Source organism: Serratia sp. C2(1) (assembly GCF_036352655.1).
In the GTDB taxonomy this organism is placed as follows: Bacteria; Pseudomonadota; Gammaproteobacteria; order Enterobacterales; family Enterobacteriaceae; genus Serratia; species Serratia inhibens.
This window is the reverse complement of sequence record NZ_JAZFBA010000005.1, coordinates 158,856-171,427: the sequence shown is the minus strand read 5'-3', so window position 1 is coordinate 171,427 and position 12,572 is coordinate 158,856. Positions and strand designations below refer to the sequence as shown.

The following is a 12,572-nucleotide window of genomic DNA, read 5'->3' as shown; positions in this document are numbered from 1 at the left end:
CTAACGGCTCCCTGTTGTTTGCGCCAATTCGGCCAGCAATGGCCAGCGCGTCATCATCTGCGTTAATCGTTCCTGACGCGAAATATCGACATAACTTAATGTTGGCAGAGCAAATGCCTCGCTAAGGGCCAGCAGATCGTCCTGAGTTTCCGGCGATACCACCGCGTGAAAGCGCGTTAATTGATTATTCATTCTGCCGCCTTTTAAAAATAGGCTAATGTTAATTAACTATAGCAATGTAAAAAAAAGAGCAACTTAAAAAAAAACACATAACCAATAAGATGATTCTTAACAGATATTATTACACAGATTGTCAGATTTGTTATTATTGATCCCAATGATACGATGACTGACTAGCAATACTCAGTTGCCCGCGACGACACTTTCAACGAAAGTAGAAAAATATCCTATGGCGCAATCTTTCTCATTAGGTATTCGGCAGATTTGGGAAGAACTGTCAGTGATGCAATCCCCTGGGCTTTATTGGGTGAATGTCGACCGCCAAACTGATGCCACTCTGCTCTGCCAACAAACTCTGGCTGCCCAGGCCGCAACCAGCCAGGTCGCGTTGATATGCAGCGGAGAAAAACCCGACAAACTGCTGGCTGAGCTGGCTTCCCCCGCGCTGAAAAAAATTCCGCTGTACCAGTTGCCGGAGAAAAAAGCGGCGCTGACGCATTTCTGCGATGATCTGATGCGCGCCTTAAAACCGCAAAACCGCTTATTACTCCTGCTGGCCCACGCCAGCCTGTGGCAAACCTTCACGACCGAAGAGTTGCGCGATTGGGCCCGTACCACCGGCCATTGGCTGCATCGCCAAGGGTGCACCCTGTTGATCCTCAGCCATGGCAGTGGCGTGAACAAACTCAAAGGGCAGCTCAGCACCCAGCACCGCATTCTTAACGGCCTGTCCAGTCTGCAGTGGCAGCAAGACAGCGCACAGTATCTGGTGAATTGGTGGTGTACGAAAAACGGCATCAACGCCAACCAGATGCTGACGCTGTTCGCCGGCGAAAACGGCTGGCAGGGGGACGACGACGGTAATCAACCCTCGCCAACGGCCATACGCAGCGACGAAGGCCTCTATCTGGCGCAGCAAAGCATTCTTGAAGGCGCGCCGCCGCTGTCGGCCAACTGGCAACTGCTGGAAAGCAATGCGCAACTTGCTCAACACGGCATGTTGACGCTCTCGGCAACGCTGATATTTGCGCTCTATCAGAGCGATGAAATCGACGCACTGGCACATCAAATTCACAGCCTGCGCCGCCAACGCGGTAACGGACTGAAAATTGTGGTGCGAGAGATGAGCGCCAGCCTGCGCTACAGCGATGAACGCCTGCTGCTGGCCTGCGGTGCCAACCTGATTGTGCCGCACGTTGCGCCGCTGTCACGCTTTCTGACCATGCTGGAGGGCATCCAGGGGCAACGCTTCTCGCGCCATGTTCCGGCGGATATCGACGCTCTGCTGCACGGCTTGCGGCCGCTGCAATTGAAAGGCTATATGCGTCCGGACGACTTCAGCCAGGCCGTCATTTCGCTGATGAACAACACGCTGCTGCCGGAAGACGGCAAAGGCGTGATGGTCGCGCTGCGCCCTGTGCCGGGGCTGCGCGCCGAACAGGCGATGACCCTGTGTCATCTGCGCCGCTTCGGCGACGTAATGACCGTGGTGCAAGGACGGCTGGTGCTGTTCCTCTCCACTTGCCGGATTAACGATCTGGACACCGCGTTGAAATTCATCTTCCGCCTGCCGGTAAACGAGGCGTTCAGCAACCGGGTGGTATGGCACCAGGACGTGGATATTACTTCAGAAATCAAACGGCTGGCGCAAAACGCCAATATTCCGTTAGCGCCGCAGGCCACCACGCCGTCCGCGCCGCGCCAGAGCGCCGCCGTGGCTGACAGCCCGCAGGAACGCCGTCAACCGGTAGCCTTCACGCTGGCCACCGGCGCACAGGAGAACAAGCATGCTGAACCTTAACGATATCGTGCAGCTGATCCTGCTGTGCGCGATCATTTTTATTCCGCTGGGCTATTTCTTTCACCGCCGTTTCCCGCGCTGGCGTCAATATTGGCAAAACCTGTTTTTATCACCGCGTTATTTAAAATCCTCTGGGTTATGGGTGCGCGAAGGTTCTTCATCTCAGATTAAGCATAAGAAACAGCCATGAAGCCAAAAAACAACACCCAACCCGATAACTCTCTGTGGCGCTACTGGCGCGGGCTCGGCGGCTGGAACTACTACTTCCTGGCCAAATTCGCCCTGCTGTGGTTCGGCTACCTGAATTTCCACCCGCTGCCGAACCTGGTGTTCATGGCATTCCTGTTGATGCCGATACCGGCGCTGCGTCTGCACCGCTGGCGGCACTATGTCGCCATTCCTGTCGGTATCGCCCTGTTCTATTACGATACCTGGTTGCCGGGCATTAACAGCATTCTCAGCCAGGGCTCGCAGTTAACCGGCTTCAGCGCCCAATACCTGCTGGAACTGGTGAACCGCTTTATCAACTGGCAGATGATCGGCGCCGCCTTCGTACTGCTGATTGCCTATCTGTTCCTGGCCCAGTGGGTGCGCGTCACGGTCTTCACCGTGGGGGCGCTGGTGTGGCTGAACGTCCTGACCATCGCCGGCCCGGCCGCGTCGCTGCTGCCCGCCAACACCACCGCAGCCACCACCACGCCGGCTGCGACGGCCCCGGCCGCAGCCGGCGGTGACAACGCCCCGACCGACAGCGCGCCGCCGACCAGCGCCAATCTGACGGCCTACCTGAATCAGTTTTACGATCGGGAAAAATCCCGCGCCACCGCCTTCCCGGCCACCCTGCCGGCCGACGCCCAGCCCTTTGATCTGCTGGTGATCAATATCTGTTCGCTGGCCTGGGCCGATATGGAGTCGATCAACCTGCAGAACCATCCGCTGTGGTCGAAAATGGACATCATGTTCGACAGCTTCAACTCGGCGACCGCCTACAGCGGCCCGGCCGCTATCCGTCTGCTGCGCGCCAGTTGCGGCCAACCTTCGCATCACGATTTGTATCAACCGGTGAATCAGCAGTGCTATCTATTTGATAATCTTGCTAAACTTGGCTTTAAAGAACAGCTGATGCTGGACCACTCGGGCGTGTTCGGCAATTTCCTCAAAGAGTTGCGCGAGCAGGGCGATCTGCAGGCGCCGCTGATGTCGCAAGCCGGTATCGGCAATGAACTGGCCTCTTTCGACGGCGAGCCGATTTACAACGATCTGGAGCTGCTCACCCGCTGGCTGGATCAACAACAAAAAGCCGGGGATACCCGCAGCGCCACCTTCTTCAACATCATTCCGCTGCATGACGGCAACCGCTTCGTCGGCTCGAACAAGAGCGCGGATTATCAGCCGCGGGCGCAAAAGCTGTTTGACCAGTTGAATACCTTCCTGGAACAGCTGGAGAAGTCCGGGCGTAAAGTGATGGTGGTGATTGTGCCGGAACACGGCGCGGCGCTGGTGGGCGACAAAATGCAGATGTCCGGCCTGCGTGATATCCCAAGCCCGAACATTACCCATACGCCGGTCGGCATCAAACTGGTGGGCATGACAGCGCCGCATCAGGGCAGCCCGTTGCAGATTAAAACGCCCAGCAGCTATCTGGCGCTCTCTGAACTGGTGTCTCGCCTGGTAGACGGCAAAGCCTTCACCGCGCCAAGCGTAGACTGGCAGGCGCTGACGCAGAATCTGCCGCAAACGCCGGCTATCTCGGAGAACGATAACGCCATTGTGATGCAATACCAGGGTAAGTCGTACATTCGCCTTAACGGCGGCGATTGGGTGCCTTATCCGCAGTAAACGCTACGGCCAATCCTGCAGTTAATTCTCAGGCACGCCTTCGGGCGTGCTTTTTTTATGGCTTGTAGAATAAAGGGGAGTTACAGCGCTGAATCGCCAGCCATTAAATATCAGGCTAATTAATAGAGAGAGGGCTATCATCATTTCACTAAGTAAATTCCGAATATAAATAATATTTTTTCAAAATGACGCTAATAAAATAATTTTTTATGAATATACCCAGAATAATTATTCATTAAATAAAATTAATCACTCCGGGCATTAGCCAAAAAAAACGCCGGCGCAAATGCCGGCGTTAACATTAATGATCAGCAATAACAGACTTATACGCCGGGATTTTCATCCTGATCGACCGCAAAGCAGGCCACCATCTGTTCGCCGTATTGCTTAAGCTGCGGTTGCAGTTGGGTGCATGGCCCGAAGGCGCGACGGCAGCGGGCGTTGAATGCACAGCCCGGCGGCGGGTTCATCGGGCTGGGCAACTCACCGGTCAGCTTGATGCGCTCGCGGCGCATATCCGGATTCAGACGCGGCGTGGCAGACAGCAGCGCCTGGGTATACGGATGGCGTGGGTTATTGAAAATGGCGTCTTTGCTGCCCTTTTCTACACAACGGCCGAGATACATCACCATCACCTCGTCGGCAATGTGCTCCACCACCGACAAATCATGTGAAATGAACACATAGGACAGCCCCAAATCCTGCTGCAGGTCCATCATCAGGTTCAGCACCTGCGCACGCACCGACACATCGAGTGCAGACACGGGCTCATCGGCAATCACCACGTCCGGGTTCAGCATCAGCCCACGCGCGATGGCGATACGCTGGCGCTGGCCGCCGGAAAACATGTGTGGATAGCGATCGTAATGTTCGGTTTTCAGCCCGACCTTCGCCATCATCGCCAGCGCCTTTTCACGGCGCTCCGCGCTGTTCAGCGATGTGTTGATCTGCAACGGTTCCTCGAGGATCTGCCCAACCTTTTTGCGTGGGTTGAGCGATCCGTATGGATTCTGGAACACAATCTGGATCTTCTGGCGCCGCAGCTTCTCGGCGGTGACGTCCGGCTTCAGCAGATCCTGCCCCTGATAGTACAGTTCGCCGGCCGTCGGCACTTCGATCATCGTCAGCAGGCGGCCCAGGGTTGATTTGCCACAACCTGATTCGCCCACCACCGCCAGCGTTTTGCCGCGCTCGAGGGTGAAGGAAACGCCATCCAGCGCTTTGACCAGCCGTTCCGGGGCAAATATCCCCTTCTTGACCGCATAGTGTTTCTTCAGGTCAATCGCCTGCAATAAGGGTTGATTCTGGCTCATACGGTCGGCCTCCCCGCATCATCCAGCGGTGTGTGACATTTAACCTGACGGCCGGGAATGCTGCGCAGTTCCGGCTCCTCTTTGCTGCAACGCTCATTGGCGTACGGGCAACGCGGGTTGAGCAAACACCCGCTCGGGCGGTCATATTTGCCCGGTACCACGCCCGGCAACGAAGCCAGGCGCGCCTTGTCGGCAGCGAATTCCGGCAGCGCACGCAGCAGCGCCTGAGTGTAGGGATGGCGCGGCGCGCGGAAGATCTCTGCGGCCTTGCCGGACTCCACCACCTGGCCGGCGTACATCACGATGATATGGTGCGCCGCTTCGGCTACCAGCGCCAGATCGTGGGTGATCAACAATAGCGCCATATTCTCGCGCTGCTGCAACTCCAGCAGCAGTTCGATAATTTGCGCCTGGATGGTCACGTCGAGCGCCGTAGTCGGTTCATCGGCAATCAGCAACTTCGGCCGACAGGCGATTGCCATGGCGATCATCACGCGCTGGCTCATCCCGCCGGAAAGCTGATGCGGGTACACGTCCAGCCGCGAGGCCGGATCGGGGATACCTACCTGGGTCAGCAGATCGATAGCCCGCTGGCGGCGGGTACTGCGATTGCCGCCCTGATGCACCTTCAACGCTTCCATGATCTGGAAACCGACGGTGTAGCAGGGGTTCAGGCTGGTCATCGGGTCCTGGAAGATCATCGCCACTTCCGAGCCCACCAGTTGGCGACGCTCTTTTTCGGAAATCTTGCGCAGATCCTGGCCGTTAAACTCCAGTTTTTCGGCCATCACCTTACCGGGGAAATCGATCAAGCCCATGATCGCCAGCGAACTGACGGACTTCCCGGAGCCGGATTCGCCGACGATACCGACCACCTGGCCCTGCTCAACGCTGTAACTGATACGGTCTACCGCACGGAAGGGGGTGCCTTCGTCACCGAAGTGCACCGAAAGCTTGTCTACATTTAATAACGCCATCTCTCTCGTCCTCTGTTACTGCTTGAGTTTGGGGTCGAGAGCATCACGCAAGCCGTCCCCCATCAGGTTGAATGCAAGCACCGTCAGCAGAATCGCCACGCCGGGGAAGGTCACGACCCACCAGGCGCTTTGGGCGAACTGCAGCACGTCGGAGAGCATGGTGCCCCACTCCGGCGTTGGCGGTTGCGCACCCATGCCCAGAAAGCCGAGAGCGGCCATATCCAGAATGGCGTTCGAGAAGCCAAGAGAAGCCTGGACGATCAAGGGTGCCAGGCAGTTTGGCAGGATGTTGATAAACATTTGACGCATCGCGCCGGCGCCCGCCACGCGTGAGGCCGTGACGTAGTCGCGGTTCACTTCCACCAGCACCGCCGCGCGGGTCAGACGCACATAGTGCGGCAGGGCGACGAAGGTCAGCGCCAGCGAGGCGTTAACGATGGAGGGGCCGAAGATCGCCACCAGCACCAGCGCCAGCAGCAGGCTTGGCAACGCCAACATGATGTCGACGATGCGCATGATGATCGCATCCACCACGCCGCCGAAGTAACCGGCCAACAGGCCCAGCACCACGCCCATGATCAGCGACAGCACCACCACCAGACAACCGACCAGCAGCGACAACCGCGCGCCGTACATCAGGCGCGACAGCACATCGCGACCCACATCGTCGGTACCGAGGAAATATTGCCAGCTGCCCCCTTCCTGCCAGGCCGGTGGCCTGAGCAGCGCGTCGCGGAACTGATCCGCCGGGGCATGCGGCGCCAGTACGCCGGCACCAATGGCAATCACAAACATCAAAACGATATAAACCAGGCCGACGACGGCCCCTTTGTTGCGCTTGAAATAGTGCCAGAACTCCTGGAACGGGCTCATGGGCTTCGGCGCACCTTTAACTACAGGCTCAGTGACTTGAGACATTAGAGCGCCCCTTATTTCTTGTGGCGAATACGCGGGTTGACCACGCCGTAGAGCACGTCTACCAGCAGGTTAACCAGAATGATCATACAGGCGACCAGCAACACGCCGCCCTGGACGACCGGGTAGTCGCGACGTTGCAGCGCGTCCATCAGCCAACGCCCCAAGCCCGGCCAGGAGAAGATGGTTTCGGTCAGAATGGCGCCGGCCAGCATGGTGCCGACCTGCAGGCCGATGACCGTCACCACCGGCAACAGGGCATTGCGCAACGCATGCACCACGATCACCCGCATACGGCTCACGCCCTTGGCGCGTGCGGTGCGAATGTAATCTTCGCCAAGCACTTCCAGCATCGAGGAGCGCGTCATGCGCACGATAACCGCCAGCGGGATGGTGCCAAGCACGATGGCCGGCAGGATCATGTGCATTACCGCATCGTTGAAGTCGCCCGGTTCGCCCCAGATCAGGGTGTCGATCAGCATAAAGCCGGTCAGCGGCAGGCTATCGTCGAGGAATACCGTATCGCTGACCCGCCCCGATACCGGCGTCAGGTTGAGCTGCACCGATACCAGCATGATCAGCATCATGCCCCACCAGAAAATCGGCATCGAATAGCCGGTCAACGAAATGCCCACGGCGGTGTGATCGAATATCGACCCCCGCCGGACCGCCGCCAGCACGCCAACCGGAATGCCCACCAGCACGGCGAAGATCATCGCGCAGAAACCGAGCTCCAGCGTGGCTTTAAAGCGTGGAACAAACTCTTCCCACACCGAGATGCGGCTCTTAAGGGAGGTACCCAAATCGCCATGCAGCACGTTGGATACGTAAGTGAAGTATTGTTGATAGAGCGGCTTATCCAGCCCCATTTCCGCCATCAACTGCGCATGGCGTTCTGCGGAGATCCCGCGTTCCCCGGCCATGATGGTCACCGGGTCACCCGGGATCATATGGACGAATGCAAAAGTCAGCAACGTTATGCCGATAAACGTTGGGATAACTAACCCCAAACGTCGGAGTATGAACTGCAACATATCCCGAACTCTCTGTATAAAATGCCCGGCAGCTCATCGTCCGCCAGGCTTATTAAAGCTCACACACTTTGAACAACCCTGATGCCATACGCCGGGGACGGCTCAGCAGAAGCGCAACCTGTTGCGCCCCTGCCAAGTCCTTTTGTGCACCCCGGCCGAAGGGCCAGAATCAATCTAGAGAGACGTTCTCAAAGTGATGCTTACCAAGCGGATCCACGACGTAACCCTTCACTTCTTTACGCACGGGCTCGTACACGGTGGAGTGGGCGATAATCAGCGCCGGAGCCTGATCGTGCATCACCACCTGAGCCTGTTTGTACAGTTCTACGCGTTTGTCGTGGTTCGATTCGGCGCGCGCCGGTTGAATCAGATCTTCAAACGGCTTGTAGCACCAGCGGGAGTAGTTGGAGCCATCTTTCGCTGCGGCGCAGCTGTACAGCGTGGCGAAGAAGTTATCCGGATCCCCGTTGTCGCCGGTCCAGCCCATCATCACCGTCTGATGTTCGCCCGCCTTGGCGCGCTTGAGGTATTCACCCCACTCATAGGTCACGATTTTGGCTTTCACGCCGATTTTCGCCCAGTCGCTCTGGATCATTTCCGCCATGCGACGCGCATTCGGGTTGTACGGACGCTGTACCGGCATCGCCCACAGATCGATGGCAAAACCGTCTGCCATGCCGGCTTCTTTCAGCAGTTCTTTGGCCTTGGCCGGATCGTAAGTGTAATCCGTCACCGCGTCGTTATAGCCCCACATGGTCGGCGGGATCAGGTTCTTGGCCGCTTGGCCGGCGCCCTGATACACCGCGTCGATGATCGCCTGCTTGTTGACCGCCAGGGTCAACGCCTGACGCACTTTCAGGTTATCCAGCGGTTTTTTCTCGACGTTGAACGCCAGATAACCGACGTTCAGCCCCGGTTTTTCCATCAGGTTGATGGTTTTGTCCTGCTTCATGCGAGCGATGTCGGCCGGGTTCGGGAACGGCATCACCTGGCACTCGTTTTTCTGCAGCTTGGCGTAACGCACGGAGGCGTCAGGCGTAATGGAGAAGACCAAACGATCGATCTTCGGCTTGGTGCCCCAGTAGCCTTCGAACGCCTTGTACAGGATTTTGGAGTCTTTCTGGTATTGCAGCAGTTGGAACGGGCCGGTACCGACCGGGTTCAGGTCCACTTTTTCCGGCGTACCGGCTTTCATCATGTTATCGGCGTATTCGGCTGACAGGATGGACGCGAAGTCCATGCCCAGATCGGCCAGGAACGGCGCTTCCGGACGGTTCAACACGAAGCGCACGGTGTTATCGTCCACTTTCTCGATTTTGGCGATCAGCTTCGGCATGTCCATGCCTTCAAAGTACTCATAGCTGCCGCCGGAGACTTTGTGATAGGCATTGTTCGCATCCAACTGGCGTTCGAACGAGAACACCACGTCGTCGGCGTTGAAATCGCGGGTCGGTTTGAAGTCTTTGCTGCTCTGCCACTTCACGCCTTTACGCAGGTGGAAAGTGTAGGTTTTGCCGTCTTCGCTGACGTCCCATTTTTCGGCCAGACCCGGCTCCAGCTCGGTGGTGCCGATTTTGAATTCGACCAAACGGTTATAGATGGGCACCGAGCTGGCGTCATAAGTGGTACCCGAGGTGAACAGCTGCGGGTTGAACCCTTCCGGGGACCCTTCAGAACAGTAAACCAACGTTTTTGCCTGCACGCTGGCCGCGACGGTCAACGCAATCAGCCCAATCCCGAATTTCAGAATCCCTGTTTTTCCCAAGGAACTTGTCATCGCTGTGCTCCGTTATGTGATGTGATGTGTGTATTACTGCCAGACCCTATATTTTTTTTTGCGCGGCCTGTGCAGTCGGTGCCCGAAGGCAGAAGGGATAAACGCGCGCGAGAGCCGGGGAGAACGCATCCCGACGGGGCGTCTGAGCGCGTGGAATTCACTCAAACAACTCTCGAACTTACCCCTGAGGCTACCAAATTGCCAACTGTTTGGGGTGTCGTCAATATAACCAGTAGGGATTTACACAGACTGTGAGAAACAGCAAACAAACATAAAAAAAACCTTTTTTTAACAGTTGCAGCATTAAAAATTATGCTATGCGGGCATTTTTAGCTCGATAGGCTGCTCTTATGAAAGTTATTGGTATTTAACTCCGAGAAAAAACTAAAAAAGTTTGTTGTTGAATGATGAATATCTGAACGGTTATTTGCGTTATCTAGGTTAAAAACAGGATGAAATGCTGATTCATTACTCGAAAGGGTGAGGCGGAGTTGTCTTTTTTGCGCCCTATGACGTCACAATCTGTGCGACGTGAAAAAACTTTCGTCTGTCAAAAAGCCGGGGGCGAAAGGATATCCCCCGGCAACGTGCTACAACCGAATTATTGCGCGCCGGCGCTATTGCCCAGGCTGGTATTCATATTGTTCAGAATATCCCCGTTGTCGGCGTCAATTTCCCAGGAGAACAACCCCCCCAACTGCTTATCCAGCACATACTTGCCTTTCGCCTGCACCGAGCGCGGATCGTCAAAGGTGATCAGGTCGCCGGTAGACGGCTTGAACACATAAGGCGCTTCTGCGGTGGCGTCATAGCTGTACTGCCATTCGCCGCTCATAAACTCGTTGGCGATTTGGCGGTAATCCACGATGCCATTTTCCCAGGTGCCTTTCACCGGCCCGGTGGCGGTGCCGGTAAACGGATTGTTGTTCTGGTAACCGCTCACGCCGGTCCAGCCACGGCCGTACTTGGCCGCACCCACCACAATTTTGCCCGGCTTCACGCCCTGCGCCAGCAACGCATTGACGCCGTTAACCGTGGTATAAGCCGTGTCCGGTTTCCAGGCCGGCGCTTTCAGCGCGGTCTGATGGCCGAGATTTTTCAGATCGAACGCGCCGTAGAAGTCATAGCTCATCAGGAAGATGTGGTCCATCGAGTTCTGCGCGGTGTTGTAATCCACTTTGTCGATCTTGTCCTTGCCGGCGCTGATGGCGGAGGTCAGCTCATACTTGCGGCCGGTTTCCGCCGAAAGCTGATCCAGCATGGCGCGCAAATCTTTCATCAACTGCACGTAGGTTGCCCCGTCCTGCGCGCTACCCAGTTTCGGGTTAGCGCCCTCTCCACCCGGGAATTCCCAGTCGATATCCACACCGTCAAAGAACTTCCAGGTCTGCAGGAACTCTTTCACCGAACCGACGAAGCGATCGCGCTTCACCTTATCGCCCATAAAGAAGAACGGGTCGGAAAGCGTCCAGCCGCCAATAGACGGCAGGATTTTCAGATCGGGACGTGCCTGTTTGAGCGCCATCAGCTGGCCGAAGTTACCTTTGTAGGGGTCATCCCAGGCGGTGACGCCCTTCTGCCCTTTCTGCAGCGCGGCGAACGGATCGTGGATCGACACCTTGAAGTCTTCGCGGCCCTGACAGGAACGTTGCAGCGCCTGGAAACTGCCTTCGATCTCTTTCAGGCTGTCGTTAATGCCGTCACCGCCGCAGATCGGGATAAAGCCGTACAGCAAATGCGTCAGGTTCTGCGCCGGGATTTTGTCGACGGTGAAATTACGGTTATAAACGCCCCATTCAACGAAATAGGAACCGACGACTTTGCCGGAATCTTGTTTATAAGGTTTATTTTTTTCCAGCAGCGGTTCTTTTAACGGCGCCAAATGGCTGCCATCGGTATCCGCCACCACAATTTCAGTCGCGTCGCTGGCGGTGCAACCTTCCGCATTGCATAATGCCACCTGCATTTGATAACGGCCGCCTTTATTAACCTTGAAGTTTGCCGTGCCCGAAGCACCGGTTGACGCACCGCTCCAGACCTCTTTGCCGTTTAATAGCACTTTGGCCGTGGTACCGGTATCGCCATTCCATAAATTCCATGAAACGGAAACATCCGCGGCAGTTTTTACTTTCACCAGATTATTATAAGCCGTCGCCGCCTGATCAACCTCGACAATGGCGAACTTGGTATTACCCCAGGCCAGCGTTGGCTTGCCCGGTGTAGCGGCCTGCGCCGCAGAACACAGCGTGCTGCCGATCAGCAACGCCAACAGCGGTTTATTAAATTTGCGCATAACTGATTCCTTTATTCCAAGAGGATAAACGTAAAAGAATTAATGATGGCCGCCTATTGCCGAAAAAAATGCCGCAATAATGTTGGCCGATTAAAATAAAAAATATTAACTATCTTGCCACACAGCGGGAATTAATTAATTCCGCTGTATGTAATCAGACTATAGATAAAACCACCGACAAAACAATAGCGCTATCAACCGGGTTTTATTGGGTAACGATGAATTTATTTAAAAATGGATAAAGGAAACAGCCAGAAATAAGGAGAGTGAATTAATTAGTGAGAAAGGGTAAATGTTTTTCATGGGGAAAAGTGAGTTCTGGACGCTGAGTGCAAAACACAAACTCCAGGCGAAAAAAAACCTGCTTAAAAAGCAGGTTTCTTAAATGTGGTTGGCGAGAGAGGATTACGCGCATCTTTGATGCTTGCCCTGCGGGCCGTTGC

Annotated in this window: 10 protein-coding genes and 1 other RNA gene (1 of these 11 only partly in view); 3 read left to right on the top strand and 8 right to left on the bottom strand. The window is 55.8% G+C overall.

Features of this window, described 5'->3' with window-relative positions:
* On the bottom strand, positions 1-192 hold the full coding sequence (gene bcsR / locus V2S86_RS22025) for a cellulose biosynthesis protein BcsR (protein ID WP_330764137.1): 192 nt from the start codon (positions 190-192) through the stop codon (positions 1-3).
* A gap of 217 nt (positions 193-409) precedes the next feature.
* On the opposite strand from bcsR, the gene bcsE reads away from it, so the two are divergent.
* From bcsE to bcsG, 3 genes are read left to right on the top strand one after another with little or no spacing between them, the layout of a single operon-like run.
* Positions 410-1,981 (top strand): cellulose biosynthesis protein BcsE, encoded by a 1,572-nt coding sequence (gene bcsE / locus V2S86_RS22020; RefSeq protein ID WP_330764136.1) that lies wholly within the window; start codon positions 410-412, stop codon positions 1,979-1,981.
* Entirely contained in the window at positions 1,968-2,171 is a 204-nt protein-coding gene (gene bcsF / locus V2S86_RS22015; RefSeq protein WP_065505684.1) for a cellulose biosynthesis protein BcsF, read from the top strand. Before bcsE ends, bcsF begins: the two co-directional genes overlap by 14 nt.
* Entirely contained in the window at positions 2,168-3,820 is a 1,653-nt protein-coding gene (bcsG, locus tag V2S86_RS22010; RefSeq protein ID WP_330764135.1) for a cellulose biosynthesis protein BcsG, read from the top strand. Before bcsF ends, bcsG begins: the two co-directional genes overlap by 4 nt.
* Positions 3,821-4,143: 323 nt before the next feature.
* Here bcsG and dppF read toward each other — a convergent pair whose 3' ends face one another.
* From dppF to V2S86_RS21975, 7 genes are all read right to left on the bottom strand, one after another.
* Positions 4,144-5,133, bottom strand: coding sequence for a dipeptide ABC transporter ATP-binding subunit DppF (gene dppF, locus V2S86_RS22005; RefSeq protein WP_330764134.1), 990 nt, complete (start codon positions 5,131-5,133; stop codon positions 4,144-4,146).
* A complete protein-coding gene (gene dppD / locus V2S86_RS22000) occupies positions 5,130-6,110 on the bottom strand; it encodes a dipeptide ABC transporter ATP-binding protein (protein ID WP_330764133.1) in 981 nt (326 codons plus the stop codon). The genes dppF and dppD overlap by 4 nt, the downstream gene beginning before the upstream one ends.
* 15 nt (positions 6,111-6,125) lie before the next feature.
* The gene (gene dppC / locus V2S86_RS21995; protein WP_330764132.1) at positions 6,126-7,028 is read right to left on the bottom strand and encodes a dipeptide ABC transporter permease DppC; all 903 of its coding nucleotides are present in this window, start codon (positions 7,026-7,028) and stop codon (positions 6,126-6,128) included.
* An 11-nt stretch (positions 7,029-7,039) separates the two neighbouring features.
* Positions 7,040-8,059 carry a dipeptide ABC transporter permease DppB gene (gene dppB, locus V2S86_RS21990; protein ID WP_330764131.1) on the bottom strand — a complete coding sequence of 340 codons (1,020 nt, stop codon included), beginning with the start codon at positions 8,057-8,059 and terminating at the stop codon, positions 7,040-7,042.
* A 169-nt stretch (positions 8,060-8,228) separates the two neighbouring features.
* Positions 8,229-9,836 (bottom strand): dipeptide ABC transporter periplasmic-binding protein DppA, encoded by a 1,608-nt coding sequence (dppA, locus tag V2S86_RS21985; RefSeq protein ID WP_330764130.1) that lies wholly within the window; start codon positions 9,834-9,836, stop codon positions 8,229-8,231.
* 601 nt (positions 9,837-10,437) lie between these two features.
* The gene (locus V2S86_RS21980; protein ID WP_330764129.1) at positions 10,438-12,129 is read right to left on the bottom strand and encodes a glycosyl hydrolase family 18 protein; all 1,692 of its coding nucleotides are present in this window, start codon (positions 12,127-12,129) and stop codon (positions 10,438-10,440) included.
* Positions 12,130-12,517: 388 nt separating this feature from the next.
* Positions 12,518-12,572, bottom strand: a non-coding RNA gene (locus V2S86_RS21975) — RtT sRNA; it runs 174 nt beyond the window's last position.

Excerpts from the sequence above, each read along its gene's own strand:
- dppC (WP_330764132.1), bottom strand. The coding sequence starts at position 7,028 with ATGTCTCAAGTCACTGAGCCTGTAGTTAAAGGTGCGCCGAAGCCCATG.
- bcsG (WP_330764135.1), top strand. The coding sequence starts at position 2,168 with ATGAAGCCAAAAAACAACACCCAACCCGATAACTCTCTGTGGCGCTAC.
- bcsR (WP_330764137.1), bottom strand. The coding sequence starts at position 192 with ATGAATAATCAATTAACGCGCTTTCACGCGGTGGTATCGCCGGAAACT.
- dppB (WP_330764131.1), bottom strand. The coding sequence starts at position 8,059 with ATGTTGCAGTTCATACTCCGACGTTTGGGGTTAGTTATCCCAACGTTT.
- bcsF (WP_065505684.1), top strand. The coding sequence starts at position 1,968 with ATGCTGAACCTTAACGATATCGTGCAGCTGATCCTGCTGTGCGCGATC.
- dppA (WP_330764130.1), bottom strand. The coding sequence starts at position 9,836 with ATGACAAGTTCCTTGGGAAAAACAGGGATTCTGAAATTCGGGATTGGG.
- V2S86_RS21980 (WP_330764129.1), bottom strand. The coding sequence starts at position 12,129 with ATGCGCAAATTTAATAAACCGCTGTTGGCGTTGCTGATCGGCAGCACG.
- dppD (WP_330764133.1), bottom strand. The coding sequence starts at position 6,110 with ATGGCGTTATTAAATGTAGACAAGCTTTCGGTGCACTTCGGTGACGAA.
- dppF (WP_330764134.1), bottom strand. The coding sequence starts at position 5,133 with ATGAGCCAGAATCAACCCTTATTGCAGGCGATTGACCTGAAGAAACAC.
- bcsE (WP_330764136.1), top strand. The coding sequence starts at position 410 with ATGGCGCAATCTTTCTCATTAGGTATTCGGCAGATTTGGGAAGAACTG.